The 17,081-nt window shown below is 69.8% G+C and carries 14 protein-coding genes and 1 pseudogene; 2 read left to right on the top strand and 13 right to left on the bottom strand.

The genetic code is table 11. From position 1 onward, the window contains the following. Nucleotides 1-22: 22 nt before the first annotated feature. From RN743_RS01600 to RN743_RS01540, 13 genes and pseudogenes are all read right to left on the bottom strand, one after another. A complete protein-coding gene (locus RN743_RS01600) occupies nt 23-892 on the bottom strand; it encodes a hypothetical protein (protein ID WP_310775560.1) in 870 nt (289 codons plus the stop codon). Between the two features lie 184 nt (nt 893-1,076). Continuing rightward, nucleotides 1,077-1,796: pseudogene (locus RN743_RS01595) on the bottom strand (slipin family protein); the annotation flags it as partial. Nucleotides 1,797-1,862: 66 nt separating this feature from the next. Further along, nucleotides 1,863-3,062 (bottom strand): acetyl-CoA C-acetyltransferase, encoded by a 1,200-nt coding sequence (locus tag RN743_RS01590; protein ID WP_310775555.1) that lies wholly within the window; start codon nt 3,060-3,062, stop codon nt 1,863-1,865. A gap of 135 nt (nt 3,063-3,197) precedes the next feature. Continuing rightward, the gene (locus tag RN743_RS01585; RefSeq protein WP_310775553.1) at nt 3,198-4,268 is read right to left on the bottom strand and encodes an isocitrate/isopropylmalate family dehydrogenase; all 1,071 of its coding nucleotides are present in this window, start codon (nt 4,266-4,268) and stop codon (nt 3,198-3,200) included. Between the two features lie 4 nt (nt 4,269-4,272). After that, nucleotides 4,273-5,370, bottom strand: coding sequence for a tetratricopeptide repeat protein (locus RN743_RS01580; protein WP_310775551.1), 1,098 nt, complete (start codon nt 5,368-5,370; stop codon nt 4,273-4,275). A 129-nt stretch (nt 5,371-5,499) separates the two neighbouring features. Beyond that, nucleotides 5,500-6,855 carry a hemolysin family protein gene (locus RN743_RS01575; RefSeq protein ID WP_310775549.1) on the bottom strand — a complete coding sequence of 452 codons (1,356 nt, stop codon included), beginning with the start codon at nt 6,853-6,855 and terminating at the stop codon, nt 5,500-5,502. A gap of 93 nt (nt 6,856-6,948) precedes the next feature. Next, complete coding sequence (locus RN743_RS01570) at nt 6,949-7,215, bottom strand: hypothetical protein (RefSeq protein WP_310775547.1); 267 nt, start codon at nt 7,213-7,215, stop codon at nt 6,949-6,951. A gap of 95 nt (nt 7,216-7,310) precedes the next feature. Continuing rightward, nucleotides 7,311-8,147, bottom strand: coding sequence for a DUF3108 domain-containing protein (locus RN743_RS01565; RefSeq protein ID WP_310775545.1), 837 nt, complete (start codon nt 8,145-8,147; stop codon nt 7,311-7,313). A gap of 1 nt (nt 8,148) precedes the next feature. After that, the gene (locus RN743_RS01560) at nt 8,149-8,898 is read right to left on the bottom strand and encodes a glycosyltransferase family 2 protein (RefSeq protein WP_310775543.1); all 750 of its coding nucleotides are present in this window, start codon (nt 8,896-8,898) and stop codon (nt 8,149-8,151) included. Beyond that, entirely contained in the window at nt 8,895-9,842 is a 948-nt protein-coding gene (locus RN743_RS01555) for a lysophospholipid acyltransferase family protein (protein ID WP_310775541.1), read from the bottom strand. The genes RN743_RS01560 and RN743_RS01555 overlap by 4 nt, the downstream gene beginning before the upstream one ends. Further along, nucleotides 9,839-11,674 (bottom strand): ABC transporter ATP-binding protein, encoded by a 1,836-nt coding sequence (locus RN743_RS01550; protein WP_310775539.1) that lies wholly within the window; start codon nt 11,672-11,674, stop codon nt 9,839-9,841. Before RN743_RS01550 ends, RN743_RS01555 begins: the two co-directional genes overlap by 4 nt. A gap of 4 nt (nt 11,675-11,678) precedes the next feature. Further along, a complete protein-coding gene (locus tag RN743_RS01545; RefSeq protein ID WP_310775537.1) occupies nt 11,679-13,253 on the bottom strand; it encodes a bifunctional response regulator/alkaline phosphatase family protein in 1,575 nt (524 codons plus the stop codon). A 10-nt stretch (nt 13,254-13,263) separates the two neighbouring features. Then, nucleotides 13,264-14,325: a glycosyltransferase family 9 protein gene (locus RN743_RS01540; protein WP_310775535.1), complete on the bottom strand. Its 1,062-nt coding sequence runs from the start codon at nt 14,323-14,325 to the stop codon at nt 13,264-13,266. 106 nt (nt 14,326-14,431) lie between these two features. Here RN743_RS01540 and RN743_RS01535 point away from each other — a divergent pair, with 106 nt between their 5' ends. Together RN743_RS01535 and RN743_RS01530 are read left to right on the top strand one after the other, a co-directional pair. After that, entirely contained in the window at nt 14,432-15,985 is a 1,554-nt protein-coding gene (locus tag RN743_RS01535; protein ID WP_310775533.1) for an LptF/LptG family permease, read from the top strand. A 4-nt stretch (nt 15,986-15,989) separates the two neighbouring features. Continuing rightward, a complete protein-coding gene (locus RN743_RS01530; protein ID WP_310775531.1) occupies nt 15,990-17,066 on the top strand; it encodes an LptF/LptG family permease in 1,077 nt (358 codons plus the stop codon). The last annotated feature ends 15 nt before the right edge of the window (nt 17,067-17,081 follow it).

Below are 17,081 nucleotides of genomic sequence, written 5' to 3'. Positions count from 1 at the left end.
GGCGCACGGAAACCGGCGCCGCTCAGCGGAGGAGTTTCCGGTGCCAGGGTTCCTCCGCGCTACGGAGATTCTCGCCGCGTTCGAGTCGGTCGAGAAGACCCTGCAGCGCGAGTTCCATCCGCTGCCTGACCTTCCGCATGTCGGCCCGCGCGGAAACTGTCGCGATGGCCGTGAAACCGGAGAAGATCGCCAGTCCTCCCAGGAGCGGCAGGACGCCGCCTCCCGTCGCCATGAACAGGCCGAAGCCGCCGGCCGCTCCACCCAGTCCCATTCCCGCGAACCAGCCGCCGATCCGTTCCGCCCTCATGTTGCCGATGTCGGCGGTCAGCGTGGCCAGCGACCACCCGCTCTCCAGGGCCTCCACGCTGACCTGGAGATTTCGAGCCTTCGCCAGGGTATACCGCCGCCCGCCGACGTCCATCGCGCGGCGCATCTGGCTGACGAGGCCGGTGCCCGGCTCCCAGAGCGATCCGCCGGACCGCGAGCGCACCTGCCGGAGAAGCTCCTCTTCGCGCAGGTACGATTCGAGATTCGCTTCCACGTCCGCCGGACTCCCGGGCACCACGCGGCTCGTGCTTACGATCGCGGAACCGACGATCCGGCGCGCGAGCCCCTCGTCCGGCGGCGCGTCGGGAATGAGGGAGGCCGCTTCCACCTCGGCCAGCGCCTGCCGGACGTACCGCTCCTCGATCCCGACTTCCGCTCCGATCTGCACGACTTCGCCCGCCGCGAGCTCCCCGCCGACCGAGGTGGAACTGCGGAACTGGAGATCTGACGCCCGCCGGATCACACGTTCGAGTTGCTCCTGCGTGACCGTCCGGGGGAGCGACGAACGGCGGGCCGGGGGACCGGCCCCGCCCGAACCGTCGCGATTGTCGTCAGCCGGCGGCATCGCGCTCCCTCGCCACCGCTTCCGGCTCGTCCGCGGCCTCCGACATGTCCGCGGCCACCTCCGCGCCGGGCAGCTGAGGCGCGCCTTCCGAGCCTTCGAGCACGCGCTCGTCGACCGGAGCCGGAGCCGCGGACTCTTCGTCGGCCGCCGTCGCAAGCCCCTTGAACAGGCCCATCATGGGCCCGAGTTCCACCGGCAGCGGGAAGAGCGTCGTCGAGTTGTTCTCCGCCGCGATCTCCGTCGCCGTCTGCAGGAAACGCAGTTGCAGCGAGGCCGGGTATTGGCTCAACTGCCGCGCCGCGTCCCGCAGGTTCGACGCCGCCTGCAGTTCGCCCTGCGCGTTGATCACCTTGGCGCGCCGCTCGCGCTCCGCCTCCGCCTGCCGCGCGATCGCCCGCTTCATCTCGTTCGGCAGGTCCACGTCCTTCACCTCGACGCCCGTGACGTCGATCCCCCACGCGTCCGTCCCCTGGTCGATGATGTCGCGCAGGATCTGGTTGAACTTCTCGCGCTCCGCCAGAACCTCGTCCAGTTCCGCCTGCCCGATGACCGAGCGCAGCGTCGTTTGGGCGAGCTGCGAGGTGGCAAAAAGAAAGTCCTCGATCTCCAGGATGGCTCGTCTGGGGTTCGCGACGCGGAAATAGAGGACAGCGTTGACCTTCACCGACACGTTGTCGCGCGTGATGACGTCCTGCGGCGGGATGTCCATGGCGATGATCCGCAGACTCACCCGTTCCATGCGCTCGACCCCGAACGGGACGAGGAAGATGAGCCCGGGCCCGCGGGTCGGACGCGCGCGGCCGAGCCGGAAGACGACGGCCCGCTCGTATTCCTTCAGGATGCGGAGACTCGTGGCCAGCGCCAGCGCGCCCGCCCCGGCGAGGATGAAGAATAGCGGATCCATGTTCGCTCCCTCCGACTGTTCGCGGCGTCCGGCCCGGTGGTTCGCGGCGCCCGGCCCGGCCGTCCGCTAGGCGTCGACCTCCACGATGACGGCCGCGCCCTGTCCACCGCCGATGCACGCGGCGCCCAGCCCCAGGCCGCCGCCCCGGCGCCGCAGTTCGTGCAGAAGATGACCCGTGATCCGCGCCCCCGTCATGCCGAGCGGGTGGCTCAGCGCGATCGCCCCGCCGTCCACGTTCACCTTGTCGCGGTCGAGGCCTAGTTCGCGCTCGACGGCCAGGTACTGCGGAGCGAAGGCCTCGTTCACCTCAACGAGGTCGATGTCGTCGAGCGTGAGGCCCGCTTTGTCGAGGGCGGCGCGCGAGGCCGGCGCGGGCCCGATGCCCATGATGTGGGGCGGCACGCCCGCCACGGCGTAGGACACGAGGCGGCCGACCGGCTCCAGGCCGTGCGCCGCCGCGTAGTCCCGGCCCGCCAGCACGAGCGCCGCCGCCCCATCCCCGATCCCGCTCGCGTTACCGGCGGTGACGAGGCCATCCTGCTTGAAATACGGCCGGAGCTTTGCGAGCCCGTCGACCGTCGTATCGGGACGGAGGTGTTCGTCCCGCTCGAAGGACGTTTCCCTCCCCTTCCTCCCCACCATCATCGGCACAACCTCGTCCTCGTAGCGGCCGCCCTCCCAGGCCTCCGCCGCCAACTGCTGGCTGCGCACCGCCACCTCGTCGGCTTCCGAGCGCGAGATCCCGTACTCCTCCGCGAGATTCTCCGCCGTCTGGGCCATCGAGAAGCCGCAGTAAGGGTCGGTGAGGGCCTCCCACAGCGAATCCTCGAACTTCGGCGCCGGGCCCAGCCGCAGACCCCAGCGGGCTCCGCGCACGATATGCGGCGCCTGACTCATGGACTCGGCTCCGCCGACGAGACAGATGTCGCTCTCCCCGAGTTCGATCTCCTGTGAGCCATCGATCACGGCCTGAAAGCCCGAGCCGCACAGGCGGTTCACGGTGACGGCCGGGGTCTCGATCGGCAGCCCTGCCCGCAGCCCCACATGCCGCGCGAGATAGATCGCGTCGGCCGACGTCTGCATCACGTTCCCCATCACCACGTGCCCGAAATCGCCGGGCTCGGCGCCCGAGCGCTCGATCGCCGCTTCCGAGGCGACGACGCCCAGGTCCACCGCCGAATACTCCTTCAGGCTGCCGCCGAACGCGCCCATGGCGGTTCGGGCGGCCGAGAGAAACACCGTCCCGTTACCGTTGCTGTCGCTCATTTCGCAGAGTCCTTCCATCCCCTTGCCGGTCGTGCGACCGGTATCGTGTGATTCGGAGGTGATTTCGCCGGTACCGTCCGGGCGGCGGCGCGCGGATCAGACTGCGGAGCCGCACCGGGAACGTAGCGCGACGGATCAGGCTGCGCCCGAGGCCACCCGTTCCGCGAGCCAGCTTCCCACCTCCGACGTCGTCGCGCCTCCCCCGAGGTCCGGCGTCCGCACTCCGGCGGCGAGCGCCGCATCCACCGCCGCTTCGATCGCCTCGGCCGCTTCGTCCGCACCGTGATCCCGCAGGAGGAGCGCGGCGCTGAGCACCGCGGCCATCGGATTCGCCCGACCCGTCCCGACGATGTCCGGCGCGCTGCCGTGCACGGGTTCGTACAGGCCATGAACGCCGGGGTTCACGTTGGCCGAGGGCGCGAGCCCCGGCCCCCCCACGATCTCGGCGCCCAGATCGGAGAGAATGTCGCCGAGCAGGTTCGAGGTGACGATGACCCCGAACCGCTCCGGCGCCCGGATCATCTCCATGGCGAGGGCATCCACGTAGCGCATCTCCGACGCCACCCCCGGATATCCGGCGGCGACCTCCCCGAACACGCGGCGCCAGAGCCCGAACATGTGCGGCACCGCGTTCGCCTTGTCCGCGAGCGTCACGCGCAGTCCCCGGGGAGCGGCGTAGTCGAACGCGCGCCGCACGATCCGCTCCACCCCGAACCGCGTCGCGACCGACTCCGACACCGCGACCTCATCGGGCGTGCCCTCGTGCTCGACCCGCCCGACCCCCACGTAGAGGCCCTCCGTATTCTCCCGGAAGACCTCGAAGTCGATGGGCGCCGAGTCCGCGGACCTCAGCGGCGACAGCTCCGGCGCGCGCAGCCGCAGCGGCCGGCGGTTCAGGAACAGGTCCAGCCGCACCCGCAGACCGAGGAGGAGGTCGCGCGCGTGACGGCCGTCGGGCACGCGCGGATCGCCCACGGCGCCGAAGAGGATCGCGTCGAAGTCGTCCCTCAGAGACTCGAAGGTCCGCTGCGACAGCGTCTCCCCGGTGGCGAGATAGTGGTCGGCGCCGTGCGGGAAGCGCGTGAGCTCGAGTTCGGCCAGGCCCCTCGCGGCCACGGCCCGCAGCACGCGGCACGCCTCGCGGGTGACTTCGGGGCCGATCCCATCGCCGCCGATGACCGCGATGCGCAGCGGAACCTGCGACACGGGACTAGCGTTCGATTTCGAGCGCGCCGACCCGGGCCGAGTCTTCGAGGAAGGCGCGCGCCGTCTGCCAGGAGACGGCGATGCCCGTCAGCGCCTGGAGCCGCATGGCCTCGTTCCGCATGAAGTCGGCCAGCGAAACGCCCGGCTCCTCGGACCCGTTGCGCATGGCCCGCACGATCCCATCCCAATCTCCCTCGTACACCACGCCGTTCGGGGCCCGCACGCGGTGCACCTCCACCGCGGACGCCTCGGGCGGACGACCGAACAGATCGAGCTGGCCCGTTCCCGGCCCCGCCGTCAACCCGTTCGCCCGGGCTTCGACCTCGGCCAGCAGGCGTTCCTCCGCACTCGGTTCCGGCGCCAGTTCCTCCAGCGCCAGCAGGTACGGCCGCAACTCCTCGGCGTCCGCCGGGAGGTCTTCGAGTCGCCGCTTGAGGTCGACCACACGCCACGCGACGATCGGATCGGCCAGGTCCGTCACCGGGATCGTCGCAAGTTGCGCGAGCGCCCCCCGAAAATCGCCGCGTTCGTAGAGCACGTTGCCGTAGAGCGCGCGGGCCTCCGCGAAGCGGGGATCCAGGCGCACCGCCTCGCGGCTCCAGAACAGCGCCGCCTCGGTGTCGCCGTCCCGATAGAAGGTGAAGGCGAGATCCAGCGCCGCATCGGGGCTGTCGCGATCGGCCGCGAGGGCGAGGCGGAAGAACCGCTCCGCACGGCGCAGGAGACCCTCGCGGAGCAGGCTGCGCCCCACGCAGAGCATGAGCTCCACGTCCCGATCGTACCCCAGCGCGATCAGGCCTTCGAAGATCTGGAAGGCCGCCGCGCGTTCCCCCAGCTTCAGCAGGACATCTCCGAGGCCGGCCAGCGCTTCCTCGTGCTCGGGATCGATCCGGAGCACCCCGTCGAAGGCCGCTCGCGCCCAGGCGTATTCCTCCCGGGCCAGACGCGTATACCCGAGCGAGACGAGGAGTTCGACCGAGTCGGGATAACGGGTGAGGGCCTCCTTGAGGAGGCCAAGCGCCTGATCGAAGTCGCCGGCTTCGTACAGCCGTTGCGCTTCGGCGTCGAACTGCTCGTAGTTCCAGGAGTCGGAGAGGTTCAAACCCGGAACCTCAAGTCAGGAACCCTTCCGACCGTGTTCGGCGACGCAGAGCGGAGCCTTTCGTTGAAGGAGGCTCTTCCCAACTTCGGGCGCGATGCCCGCGGCAGCAAGTTCGGGGCTCGAACGCACTCACGATTCGAGGGCTTCGTACAATCTCCCCACCGTCTCCTCGTCCACGCCGAGGAGCGTGAGCCGCGTGATCCGCCGCTCGACCAGTTCCGCAACCTCCAGCCGCGCGTCTCCGAGCGGGACCCGGTCTCCTGGCTCCGGGATGCGGCCCAGCGTGCCGATCACATATCCGGCCACGGTGTCGTACTCCTCCTCCTGGAGATCATCGAGGCCCAGACCGGCGAGCAGGTCCGTGAACGAGACGCCTCCATTGAGTCCGACCGACCCGTCGGAACCGACCTCCAGTCCCGCCTCCGCCTCGTCATGCTCGTCGTAGATCTCGCCGACGATCTCCTCGAGAAGATCTTCCAGCGTGGCGATGCCGTCCGTGCCGCCGAACTCGTCGACGACGACCGCCATATGCGTCTTGCGGGCCCGCATTTCCGCCAGCAGGTCGTCGATCGCCTTCGACTCGGGGACGAAGAGCGCCTCGCGCATCACGTCCCGCGCCACGAGTCCCGTCGGGCGCGCCGCGAGGAGTTCCGCGAGCAGGTCCTTCACGACGATGATGCCGACGATGTCGTCCAGCGAATCGTCCGTAACGGGGAGACGCGAATGTCCCGACTCCGCCGCCACCTCCAGGATCACCTTGGCCGGATCCCCGGCCCCGACGGCGACGATGTCCGGCCGGGGCGTCATCACCTCCCGGACCACCGTATGCGTGAGATCGAACACCCCTTCGATCATCGCCTGTTCGTCCTTCTCGACCATTCCCCGCCGCCGACTCTGCCGGATGAGCACCTCGATTTCGTCCGGGCTGTGGGCATGTTCGACGCCGTGCGCGTCGCCCGCGGGGGCGCGGATCGCCCGCAGGAACAGCCGGGCCGAACCGTCGAGCAGCCAGATCGCCGGCGTCGCGACGCGGTTGAAGGCGAGGAGGGGACCGGCGAGGTAGCGGCTCACCGTCTCGGGACGCAGGAGCGCGACGGTCTTCGGCGCGAGTTCGCCGAGTACGATGTGAAGGTAGGTGATGAGGATGAAGGCGACGACGACGGCCGTCGTGTGGAGGGCCGCCGGCCCCGCCGCGAAGCCCAGCGCGCCGAACATGGGCTCGATCGACCGCGCGAGCGCCGGCTCGCCGATCCAGCCCAGGCCGAGCGACGCGATCGTGATCCCGAGCTGCGTACCCGAGATGGCGCGGTCGAGATTGTCCTGCGCCCGGCGGACGACGCCGGCCAGACGATCGCCGGCTTCGGCCAGTTCGTCGATGCGGGTGCGTCGCGCGCTGACGAGCGCGAACTCCGCGGCAACGAAAAAGGCGTTTGCCGCTACGAGCGCGAGGACCGCGCCGAGCCTCAGAGCGAGTCCGAGGTCCATTCAGCGGTCCGTCTGGCGGATGGTGTGGCTCCCGGTCTGTCCGGGGGCGGGGGTTCGTTCAGGCTACGTTACCTCGTTACCTCGCCGGTGATGCTAAACCTGGGCTTCCTGCTTTGGCTGCCGGGCCGCGCCTCCGTGCGGAATCGCCGGGGCACAGTACCGCTCGCCGATGGTGCGCAGGACAGACAGCTCAGCCGGCGTCAATTCCGGATATCGCTCTCCGAGGTACTGGATCGTATCGTCGAACCACTCTTGCCGCTGCTCTTCTTCCGCGTCGAGCACGCCACAGCGGCGAATGTGGCTGAACAGCTCATCGCGGGCCCGGTCACTTGAATTCGGCACATGATTTCCTTTGCTCAAGGCACCTCCTTGCTCGTCGTCGTCGCCGTACAGGCTTCAAGACTAACGTAGGGTGCGCCACGGCAAAAAGGGAGTGCCCACAGCCGGTTCGATCGTCAGCGGCCGGTCTCCGCCTCATTCTGCTCGAAGTCGCGAAGATACATGTTCACGCTGCCTCGCCTCATGCGGCTCTTGATCTGCACGATGAGGCGACGGTCGTCGTCCGAGATGAAGACCTCGGCCTGCCCCTCTTCCCCGAACAGGCCATCGGTCTGGATGGTGGGACGCACGACGAACGTCTCGAACGTCCCCGCGGGGACCCGCACGCGCTCCCGACGGAGGACCTCGACGATGACGGGATTGCCGTCCTCCTCGAAGTAGCGGTCGAATTCGTAGGTCTGTCCGACTTCGAAGGGGAGGCTCCGGATCAGGAAGAGATACGAGATCTCGTCCAGCGCGCCCGCCGGTATGGGGAGGTCCCGTTGCCGGCGGTGCGGACGGTAGGCCTGAATCTCCTCATCCCAGTCTTCTCGCGTGGCCGTCAGCACCTCGTGATCCAACTCCCAGCGCTGGTGTCTCCGGTAGGCGCCCTGATGCAGGATCTCCTCGAACCGGAGCGTTCGGTACGGCTCCGTGGCGAGCCAGCTCACCGAGCGGTCGTCCATCCTGTAGAAGGGTATGCTCCCCTTCATCTCCATCGCGATCCGGTACGCGGGCGTGCTGCGGATCGTGTCCCGGGCTTCCACGCGCAGGTGCATCTGCCCGAACCGCACGGGTCCGAACGTGACCGCGTATTCGGCCTCCTGGCCGATCGCGAAGGGCCACGCCCGGGGGAACGGATCGGCCACCATCGCTTCCGATCCGGCCTGGCCCGCGAGCGGAGCGATGCCGGCAAGGGAGGCGACGACGACCGCGGCGAGGGCGGGGGCGAGCCCGGGGAGACGCTTCGGCATGTCAGGCGACTTCCACGACCTGCCGGCCGATCTCGCGCAGGTCGCGGTCCCGGCCGGCCGCGAACAGCTGCCGGAGCTGCTCTCCGGCCCGGAAGCGGGCGTCGCGGTATCGGCGGGGGGGGTGCGGATCATGCGGAATCTCCTCGAATCTTCGTACAAACGGCCACACCTGCAGGAGCAGCGCGGCGTTGGCGGCCCAGCCCTCGTACTGCAACAGCGGCCCATCGCCGGCGGCGACGGCGCGTTCCAGAGCGAACAACCTATATAACCGGAGAGAAGCATAAGGGTCCGTCACGGCCGGAGCCGCGAGCAGATGACGGCCGCAGAGCCGGCCGCCGGCCCGGGTCAGGCGCCGGGGCAGGGGTTCGGGTTCGCCGCGCGCGACCGTGACGAGGTCGGCGCCGCCCTCGAAGCGGCGGAGCATCTCCGGCAAGCGCTCGGGGGGATCGGAGAAATCTCCCTGCATGGAGACGAACGCATCGCGCCGGGGATACCCCGAGCGGCGGAGCGTCGCCCGGATCAGCCGGTCGAGGCTCGCGGCGTAGCCCCGGCGCTCTTCGTTGCGGAGCACGGTCAGCGGGAGCACCCGCGGATACCGCTCGAGGGCTTCGTCCGTCCCGTCGTTCGAGGCATCGTCGCAGACGAGCACGTGAAACTGCCGCCGCTCGCCGTAGAGCAACTCGCGGATGCGCCAGAGCAGCGGACCGATGGTCTCGCGCTCGTTGCGCACCGGAATCCCGATGTGAATCACGCGCCGCCTCCGCTTTGCGCCACCCGCTTCCAGCGCCGGTGGAACCAGAAGTACTGCTCGGGCCGCCGTTCGATCTCCCTTTCCAGCGCCCGAACCCATCCCTTCGTGACCTCGACCGGGTCGCCGCCGGCGCCGGACCGAACGCCGCCGATCTCTTCATGGACGATCCTGTACCCCGATGGGTCTCGAACGAGGGCCGCGAAGAAGAGAGGGACATCGGCCGCGAGACACAAACGCGCCGGGGCGAGCGAAGTCCAGGCGGGGCGGCCCAGGAAGTCGATCGGGGCGCTGCCGCGCCGGGTGTGCTGATCGGCCACGAGGGCCAGGATGCGACCGGAGCGCAGCGCGTCGAGCGCCGGCCGCGCTGCCGCGTCGCGGTCGAGCACGTCCAGTCCCATCCGCGCGCGCAGGTCGCGAAGCCGACGGCCGAAGGCGCCTCGCTGCCGCTGCACGACCGCCGTCACGCGCACTCCGAGTGCCCGCACGGCGGCGCCGCCGAGCTCCCAGTTGCCGAGGTGCCCGGCGACGACCACGGCGCCGTCCCGCTCCGCGACCGCGGCGCGCAGACGCGGACCCAGCCCGGCCTCGTCGGCGACGCGAGCCAGCGTCCGCTCGACCCGGGGCGGGCCGCCCATGAGGAGCGCGGCCTCCCGGCCGAAGTGGCGGTAGCAGGCGCGGGCCGTGCCGCGCACCCAGTGCGGCGTCGCGGCCGGGAAGCTCGCGGCGATCTGGGCGTCGACCACGCGGCGCCGCACGCGGAGAGGGTCGCGACACAGCGTCCCGAGCGCCCGGCCGGCCGCGAGCGCCACCGGTTCCGGCGCGGCGCGGAGTCCGAGATGCAGGCCGGTCACTCCGCCGTCCACGAGCGCGTCCGCGAGCCGTCGGCCGGCACCCCGGCCGCCGTCCCCGCCACGCCGCCCGGCCCGGCCCTCCCGGTCCCTCACGGTTGCGAGACGCGTTCGAGCTGCCGGCCGAACAGCCGGCGGTATGGTCCGCCGCGAGAGACGAGCGCGTCATGGCGGCCGGCGTCCACGAGCCGCCCCCGCTCGAGGACGAAGATCCGGTCGGCTTCGCGCACCGTGGAGAGCCGGTGGGCCACCACGATCACCGTGCGGCCGCGAAAGCCCTCCGCCGCTGCCCTCAGCGCCGTCTCCGTTTCGGCATCCACGGCCGAAGTGGCCTCGTCCAGGATGAGGATCGGAGGGTCGCGGAAGAGGGCCCGCGCGATGCCGATGCGCTGGCGCTGGCCCGTCGACAGGCGGACCCCGCGATCGCCGAGCACGGTGCCGTAGCCGTCGGGCAGTCCTGCGATGAAGCCGTGCGCCCCGGCCGTCCGCGCCGCCGCCTCGACCGCCGCCGGGTCCGGCGCGTCTTCTCCGTAGGCGATGTTCGCCGCCACCGTGTCGTGGAAGAGCACCGCCTCCTGCCCCACCAGACCGGTGAGCCGCCGGAGCGAGTCCAGCGAGAACTCCCGGATGTCCGTCCCATCGATGGTGACCCGCCCCGCCTGCGGGTCCGCAAACCGGGGCAGCAGGTCGACCAGCGTGGATTTCCCGCTCCCGGACGCCCCGACGATCGCGACGACGGATCCGCGCGGGATGGCGAGGTCGACGCCGCTCAGCGCCGGCCGGCCCCGCTCGTAGGCGAAGCTGACGTTCTCGTAGCGGATCTCCCGTTCGGGCCCCGTCGCGATCCGCGACCCTCCGGCCGGCTCCGGGTCCCGGTCGAGGATCTCGAAGAACCGGTCGGCCGCGGCGAGCCCCTGCGCGGCGATGGCCGGATACTGCGCGAACCCCTTCACCGGCGAGATGGCGCGCAGCGCGATGGTCACGAAGGCGACGAACTGTTCGGGCGCGATCGACCCGCCGCTCCCGACGAACGACGCGCCGATCCAGACGAGTCCGAGCGCCACGATGGACGCGAGGGTTTCGGAGAGGGGCGAGGCGAGGTGCCGGGTCGTGGCCGCCGTGATCCGCCTGCGGCTGAAGGCGTCGGAACGGTGCCGAAAGCGCTTCTCCTCGAAGTCCTCGGCGACCCTCGACTTCACGAGCCGCACCGCGCCCAGCGATTCCTGCAGCGCCGCGACGAGTTCGCCGTGGTCATCCCAGGTGCGGCGGAATCTCTCGCGCAGCCGGCCGAGCAGCGGCCGCAGGCCGAGCCACACGAGCGGCACCAGGATGACGGCGATCAGCGCCAGCCTCCACGAGAGAGCGAACAGCGCCACGGCGTAGGCCGCGAGGGTCGCCGCCTGGCGCACGGCCTGCGCGAGGGCGTCCGTCACGACGGGCTTCGCCTCCCCCGCATCCGCGATCACGCGCGCGATCAACTGTCCCGCCTTGCCGCGCTCGAAGAAGGTGAGCGGCAGGCGCTGCAGGTGCGCGTGCACGGCGTTGCGCACGTCGCGGACGAGGAACTCCTGCGTGCGGATCGAGAGCGCCCGCCCCCCGACGACGCAGAGGTTCTTGAGGAGGAGCGCGGCGAGCACCAGCACGCACACGGCCCGCAACCCGTCGAGTCCCGCCTCCGGGCCGAGCCACCCCCCCGCGATCCCATCGATGAAGCGCTCCGCCGCGTTCCGTCCGCCGCCGGGCAGCGGCGGCCCCATGCCGAACAGCGAGCGGAGGAACGGGATGAGCAGGAGGAGGCTGAACGCCTCGAGTCCGGCCGCGAGCACGCCGAGCGCCAGGCTCGCGAGGAAGGTCCAGCGATAGGGGCGCAGGAACCGGAGCAGCCGCCGATACGACGAGGCGCCCCTCCCGTCCCGGCCCGGGTTCATCGCGTCACCGCGGCGTGAGGAGCGCGGCCGGAAGCACCATCTCGTCGGGGCTCACCCCACCGTGCAGGAAGCTGTCCCGATATCGGTTCTGGTATTCCCGCAGCCTCGTCGGATAGACGAAGAAGTAGTCCTCGCGACAGAGGGCGAAGGTCTTGTTCATCCCGCCGGGAGGCAGCCGCCATTCGTCCGCATCCGACGTCGACATGACCGCGGCCGGGTTCTCGACCTTCATGTCGTCGCCGATCTTGTAGCGCAGGCTCGTCGACGCGTCGCGCCCGGCGTAGATCGTCGCGGGCCGCCGGCAGTGAATCGAGCCGTGGTCCGTCGTCAGGAGGACCCGGACGCCCCGCTGCGCGGCCAGCTGCAGCGCCTTCAGCGCCGGCGAACGCTCGAACCAGGTCACCGTGAGAGAGCGCAGCGCACTGCTGTCCTGCGCCATCTCCCAGATCAGACGCGACCGCGCCCTCCCGTGTGTGAGCATGTCCACGAATCCGAACACGAGCGCGGTGGCCGAAGGGGACGACAGGTAACCGCCGAGCCGCGCAAGCATGGGCTCGCTCTCCTGGGCCGAGAAGATCTTCTCGTAGTGTACGGGGATCCGCGACGCGGTCAGGTCGTGGATATGCCGCTCGAAGAGTTCATCCTCGAACGAGTTGTAGCCGATTTCGCTCCCCCTCTCCCACCACTCGGGATAACTCTCGGCGAGTTCGTCCGCGAAGGTGCCTCCGAAGATCGCGTTGCGCGCGAACGGGGTCGCGGTGGGCAGCAGGCCTGCGTAGAGCGCCTCCTCGATCTCGAAGAATTCGCTCACGATGGGGAGGACGGCCCGCCACTGGTCCAGCCGCATGCAGTCCATCACGACGAGCAGCGCGGCCGGATCCTCGTCCAGGATCGGCCGGAAGAAGCGGGACAGCACGTCGACCGAGAGGGTCGGCCCCGGCTCGCCTCCCTCGTGCACCCACTCTCCGTAGCGATCCGCTACGAGATCGCAGAAGCCGCGGCTCAGGTCGGTGTGCAGCCCGTTGAGGATCTCGCGCAGCCCCGACTCGCCGGCCTCTTCCAGCTTCAGGTCCCAGTCGACGAGTTCCGAGTACAGGTCGGCCCAGTCCCGCCACGAAGTGGCCGTGGAGACCCGCTCCCGCAACTCGCCGAAGCGGCGCGAGAAATCGCGCGTGATGTGCTCGTGGCGCAGGGCCGGGCCGGCGAGGAGCCGCGTCACGACCGACAGCACCTGCCGGGGGCTCGTCGGTTTGACGATGTAGTCGTCCGCCCGCCGGCCGATCGCCTCGTGCATGGTCGATTCTTCTTCGCTCTTCGTGACCATCACGACGGGGAGGCGCGGGGCGGAACTCCGGATGCGGTCGAGCACCTCGATCCCGCGCAGCCCCGGCATCCGCTCATCCAGGAGCACGAGATCGTAGGAAGCCGCCGTCAGGAGTTCCATCGCGTCCTGGCCGTTCATCACCGCGTCGACGTGGTATCCCGAGGACCGCAGCAGCATGAGATGCGGACGCAGCAGGTCGACTTCGTCGTCGACCCACAGGATCCGGCCCATCACGGTCTTCATCCCTTCGGTCATGTGCCGCCCTTCAAGTCTTCAGATAGGAGCGGATGGCCCGCTCCAGCTTAAGCAAGACATCCTCCGCGCGGATCCTCGACATGCGGCGGCGCCGGGTGGCCCGCGACGGCGGTCGCCCGCCGTCGGAGCCGGTCGAGGCGCCGAACCGGTCCACCGTGAGATCCGTGAACCGGCCGTAGGGACCGCTGCGTTCGGGGTCCGTGTACCCGTACAGTCCGATCGTCGGCGTCCCCAGCGCCACCGCCATGTGCAGCGGACCCGTGTCCGGCGCCAGCACGAGGTCGCTCGCGGTGAGCCGGCCCGCCAACTCCCTCAGCGTCCCGCCCAGCGCGACGCGCGGCGGAGCCCCGCACAGTTCCCCGAGGCGGCGGGCGTCCCGCAGTTCCTCTTCGGAGTCGCCTCCCAGGAGGACGGGCTCAAGACCCAGATCGCCGGCCGCCACGTCGATTACCCGCGCCGTCCCCTCGAGGGTCCAGTTTCTCCGGGCGTTGGAACTCCGCGGCACGACGGCAAGCACCGGGCGCGAGAATCCCTCCCGCCACCGCGTCGCAACCCTCCGTTCCTCCTCCGTGAAATGAAACCGCCACTCCAGGCATCGCGGAACGCCGAGGTGATCGAGGAACTCGAACAGTTCGTCCTGGATGTGGGCCACCGGCGCGGGCGGGATGCGGCGGTTCGTGGCCACCCAACTCAGGTCGCGGGCGCGCGCCCGATCGTGGCCGAGGCGCGCCGGGGCGCGCAGGAGACGCGTGACCATCCCCCCCTTGAAGTTCGGCTGCAGACAGATGACGAGATCGAACGTCTCTCCCGCCACCTCGCGCCGAAAGCGGGCATAGCCGCGGGCGCCGAGCCTGCGGTGAAAGAGCAGGATCCGGTCCACGTCGGGCCGGCCGGCCATCAGGGTCGCCGGGCCCGGCTGCAGGACCCAGGTGATGTGTGCGCGAGGCCACGCCCGCCGGAGGGACGCGACGATGGGCATCCCCTGGACGGTGCTTCCCACCGCGCTCATGAGCACGATGGCGACCCGGCGCGGCGGAGCGCCCGCGCCCCGCAGGGATCTATCCGGCTGCATCCTGGTACAGAAGTTGGCGGACCGTGACGAACCCGCGGGCCGGAATCGGCCCCGGGAAGACCCGCCCGGGCTGACAACGGCCCGAAAACACAGTAATCTCGGGGCGATGCGAACTCTCACCCGCTATATCCTGCGCCGTCACGCCGGACCGTTCATCTTCGCCGTCATCGGCACCACGGTGCTGCTCCTCCTCGACCAGGTGAGCAAGCGCTTCGAGCGGCTCATCGGCAAGGACCTCGAATCGGCGGTGATCGCCGAGGTCTTCGTCTACTCGATCCCCTTCATCCTCGCCCAGACGCTGCCGATGGCCGTGCTCGTCGCGGTCCTGTACGTCTTCAGCCGGATGGAGGGCGACTTCGAGATCACCGCCGTCAAGGCGAGCGGCATCCCGCTGTCGCGCGTGATGGCCCCGCTCCTCGTCTGTGCCGTCATCCTCGCCGGCGGAATGACCTGGTTCAACAACACGGTCCTGCCGCAGTCGAATCATCACCTGCAGGTCCTGCTCACGGGGATCGGCCGGAAGAAGCCGACCTTCAACCTTCGGGAACATACGATCAACGAGGTGCTCCCGTCCTATGTCTACGTACACCCCGGCATGATCGACCGGGAGGAGAGCGTGGTCCACGATGTCGCGATCTACGATGAGCGGAACGGCCAGGAGAGCCGCTCCATCTATGCGACCCGTGGGAAGATGGGCTTCTCGGAGCAGGGAGAGGACCTCTACTTCGACCTCGAGGACGGCGTCGTCCAGGTACGCATGAACGAGCGTCCGCACGCCTTCCGGCGGATCGCCTTCGAGCGGATGCTGCTCAAGATTCCGGACGTGGCGAACGGGCTCGAGCGCGATACCGCAGCCATACGCGGCGACCGCGAGATGAACATCGCCGACATGCGCGTGGAGGCCGATCGCGGCGCGCAGATGGCGGACGCAGCTCGTTCGGAGAGCCTCGTGTACGCGCAGGCGATCACCGCCATGCTGCTGGACTTCGAGCAGCCCCTCGCGGACGCGCCGGGTCCCGTGGTCAGGCCCGCAGGCGGGACCCGTACCGGGGTGAGCGAGATCCCCGACCTGGACGACTACATGGCCGGCCGGTTGGATGACATCGCCGACCGGAAGGATGGCATCCCCGACCTTGAAAGCGACGTTCCCGACTGGGAAGCCGATCTCCCCGACCGGGGCGACGACCTCTCCGCGACACCGGGCGCGCTAGCGCGAGGCGAGATGGGGCCGGAACCCGCGCAGGAGCGCGCCGCGCCGGATTCCACGACGCAGGTCGCCGAGAGCGCGGCCCGCCGCTTCTACTCCGCCTCCGATGCGGCGAACCAGTTCCAGTCGTACGCCGAGCGCGAGGTCACGGGCCTTCGCCGCATCAACCAGTACTGGGTCGAGATTCACAAGAAGGGGACGATCCCGGCCGCGTGCATCGTCTTCGTCCTCCTCGGCGCCCCGATCGCCGTCCGGTTTCCGCGCGGCGGGGTCGCGCTCGTGGTCGGGGTCAGCCTGGGCATCTTCGGGGCGTACTACGTCTCGCTCATCGGGGGCGAGCGGCTCGCCGACCGCCTCTGGATCTCGCCGCTCTGGGCCATGTGGGCCCCGAACGTCATCTTCGGCGCCGCCGGACTCGTGGCCCTGGCGCGCTCCACCAAGGTGATGCGCTGACGCCGTGAAGCTGCTCGACCGGTACGTCCTTTCCCAGTTCCTGAGGATTTTCGCGGCCTGTGCGCTCGGCGTGCCCTTCCTCTTCGTGGTCATCGACATCGCCGACAACCTCGACAGGTTCCTCGACCAGGGATCGACCTGGTCCCAGATCATCCTCCACTACGTGTACGAGTTCCCGTACCATTCGCTGCTCGGATTCCCGATCGCCGTCCTGCTCGGATCCGTGTTCACGGTGGCCTCCATGTCCCGGAACTTCGAGGTCGCGGCCGTCAAGGCGGGCGGCGTTTCCTTCTACCGGCTCGCCTTCCCGATCCTCTGCGGCGCCACGCTGCTCAGTTTCGTCGCGCTGGGTCTCACGGAGCTCGTCGCCGTGACGACGCGGAAATCGGCCGAGGTCCTGGAGCGGGAGGAGGCCCGCAGCCAGACGATCCGGAACTCGTTCGTCTACCGGGGGGACGACGGCCTCGTGTACAAGGCGCGGCTGCTCGACGCGCTTGAGGGCCGGATGGACGACGTGCAGATCGAGCGGAGGGGATCGGAACCCGACTTCCCCACCATCCACATCACGGCCAACGTCGCGCGGTACGACTCGGCGTCCGCTCGCTGGGTGCTCCAGCAGGGGTGGATGCGGGAGTTCCGCGGCCCGGAGGAGGAGACCGCCTTCGAGTTCGCCGAACTGTTCGTGCGCCAACTGGACGAAACGCCCGAGGAACTGCAGGCCAGACCCAAGGAACCGGACGAGATGCGTTACGCGGAACTGGGGCGCCTCATCGAGTCCGTCGAACGCTCGGGCGGCACGACGAACGGACTCAGAACCTCCCGCGCGCAGCGCATCGCCTTCCCCTTCGCGTGCCTCGTGATCGCCGTGTTCGGGATACCGCTCGCGCAGAGCAACAAGCGGGGCGGCGCGCCGACCTCGATCGGGATCGCGCTCGGGACGACGATCCTCTTCCTGACCCTGATCCGCATCGCCGAGGCGATGGGGGCGGGGGGAGCGCTGTCACCGGCGGCGGCGGCCTGGCTGCCCAACACCATCTTCTTCGGCGCCGGCCTCCTGCTCTTCGCGAAACTGCGGACCTAGCCGGCGGTGGGCCGC

Origin of the sequence: Candidatus Palauibacter scopulicola, from assembly GCF_947581915.1 — a bacterium.
GTDB lineage: Bacteria > Gemmatimonadota > Gemmatimonadetes > Palauibacterales > Palauibacteraceae > Palauibacter > Palauibacter scopulicola.
The sequence above is the reverse complement of the archived record's forward strand: the minus strand, read 5'-3'. Positions and strand labels throughout refer to the sequence as shown.

Excerpts from the sequence above, each read along its gene's own strand:
- RN743_RS01600 (WP_310775560.1), bottom strand. The coding sequence starts at position 892 with ATGCCGCCGGCTGACGACAATCGCGACGGTTCGGGCGGGGCCGGTCCC.
- RN743_RS01540 (WP_310775535.1), bottom strand. The coding sequence starts at position 14,325 with ATGCAGCCGGATAGATCCCTGCGGGGCGCGGGCGCTCCGCCGCGCCGG.
- RN743_RS01535 (WP_310775533.1), top strand. The coding sequence starts at position 14,432 with ATGCGAACTCTCACCCGCTATATCCTGCGCCGTCACGCCGGACCGTTC.
- RN743_RS01550 (WP_310775539.1), bottom strand. The coding sequence starts at position 11,674 with ATGAACCCGGGCCGGGACGGGAGGGGCGCCTCGTCGTATCGGCGGCTG.
- RN743_RS01590 (WP_310775555.1), bottom strand. The coding sequence starts at position 3,062 with ATGAGCGACAGCAACGGTAACGGGACGGTGTTTCTCTCGGCCGCCCGA.
- RN743_RS01565 (WP_310775545.1), bottom strand. The coding sequence starts at position 8,147 with ATGCCGAAGCGTCTCCCCGGGCTCGCCCCCGCCCTCGCCGCGGTCGTC.
- RN743_RS01575 (WP_310775549.1), bottom strand. The coding sequence starts at position 6,855 with ATGGACCTCGGACTCGCTCTGAGGCTCGGCGCGGTCCTCGCGCTCGTA.
- RN743_RS01545 (WP_310775537.1), bottom strand. The coding sequence starts at position 13,253 with ATGACCGAAGGGATGAAGACCGTGATGGGCCGGATCCTGTGGGTCGAC.